Annotated in this window: 1 protein-coding gene and 1 pseudogene (1 of these 2 cut by a window edge); both read left to right on the top strand. The window is 34.9% G+C overall.

What is annotated here, in order from left to right; genetic code table 11:
- The first annotated feature begins 28 nt into the window (after positions 1 to 28).
- Positions 29 to 907: a hypothetical protein gene (locus tag A2255_08615; protein OGI17625.1), complete on the top strand. Its 879-nt coding sequence runs from the start codon at positions 29 to 31 to the stop codon at positions 905 to 907.
- Between the two features lie 16 nt (positions 908 to 923).
- Positions 924 to 1794 (top strand): annotated as a pseudogene (locus tag A2255_08610) (hypothetical protein) (it continues 44 nt past the right edge of the window).

Here is a 1794-nt window from a genome sequence, read left to right as displayed (position 1 = left end):
AAGAGCCGAATATATCAGAGTAATTACAATGGAATTCAATAGAATTGCATCTCACTTAATGTGGCTTGCTTCATTCTTATTGGATTTAGGCGCAACATCACCTTTATTTTATGCGTTTAGAGAAAGAGAAGAAATTGTAAAACTTCTTGAAGACCTGACAGGCGCACGTATGATGTATAATTTTTACAGTTTTGGCGGAGTTAAAAAAGAATTCCCATCAGGTTGGGTAAGAAGAGCCCTTGAATTATGCAAAAAAATGCCTAAATATTTTGATGAATATGAAGCAATAGTTACTAAAAATCCAATAATCCTTAATAGAACTAAGGGAGTAGGAATATTAACTCCTGAAATGGGTCTTGATTATGGCATTACAGGGCCAAATATACGAGCATCAGGAATAGAGCTGGATTTAAGAAAGACTGACCCTTATTCTGTATATAATGATTTTGATTTTAAAGTCTGCACAGCAGAAAATGGTGACTCTTATGATAGATACATAGTCAGAATTGCTGAAATGAGAGAGTCAGTCAAAATTATTGAACAGGCAATAGCAAAACTCCCTGGAGGATCACCAAGCAAGCTTCAGGTAAAACAATTAAACTGCGGCTGTAATAAAGATGAATGCTGTGTTTGTGGTACCGATACCAAATTAATTGGCAAAAAAGTTAATCCAATTGTATTTAAGCCTCCAGCTGGAGAAGCAATATCATTGATTGAATCTCCAAGAGGTATAACAACTTGCTACGTAATGAGTGATGGAACAACTAAACCTTACAGAGTAAAATGGAGAACCCCTTCATTTTCCAGTGTACAGGTTCTTCCAGAGCTAATCAAAGGTAGAATGTTCGCAGATTTAATGCCTATATTTGGAAGTCTTGACGTAGTACTTCCTGAAGTTGATCGATAACGGAGTAATTCGTAATATGTATGAGCTATATTTAAGTATATTTAATAAATTAGGCCTGCCAGAAATTCTGGCACAAATTAGTTGGCCGGTAATACCATTTATTGGAGTAGCAGCACTTGTCGTAATAGGAGTTCTATTCCTGGTTTTAATGGAAAGAAAGGTACTTGCCTGGTTAACTATAAGAAAAGGACCAAATAGGGTAGGGCCATTTGGCTTATTTCAAACAATTGCAGATGCAATAAAACTTTTAATTAAAGAAGATATAATGTCCACTGAATCAAATAAAATACTTTTTACATTAGGCCCAATTATCTTTTTTGCTCCAATAATGGTAATTTACGGCTTAATACCTTATACAGGTAACCTGCTTGCAATAAATGTAGCTGCAGGATTATTTTTAATTCTTGCAATTTCATCTCTTTCAACCATAGGATTAGTTATTTCCGGTTGGGCAAGTAACAACAAGTATTCCCTACTTGGTGGAATGAGGTCTGCTGCTCAAGCTATTAGTTATGAAATTCCATTGGTTATAGCAGCTATTGGAATTACATTATTGGCTGGCAGTATGAATATGCAGGAGATAGTAACTAAACAGTCAGGTGGCGTAGCTCAAGCTGCATTACTAGATTGGAATATGTTCAGCTGGAACGTATGGCCTTCATTTATTGGATTTATAGTATTTTTCATATGCTCAATTGCAGAAGTAAACAGAATTCCTTTCGATTTACCTGAAGCTGAAAGTGAATTAGTCAGTGGATATAATACAGAATATTCAGGAATGAAGTTTGCCTTATTCTTCTTAGCAGAATATGCAGCTTTATTTATACTCAGTGTTTTAATTGTGACTTTATTCTTAGGCGGTTACTTATCACCATTTAATAATTATC

It is taken from the genome of Candidatus Melainabacteria bacterium RIFOXYA2_FULL_32_9 (assembly GCA_001784615.1).
In the GTDB taxonomy this organism is placed as follows: domain Bacteria; phylum Cyanobacteriota; class Vampirovibrionia; order Gastranaerophilales; family UBA9579; genus UBA9579.
The sequence above is the reverse complement of the archived record's forward strand: the minus strand, read 5'-3'. Positions and strand labels throughout refer to the sequence as shown.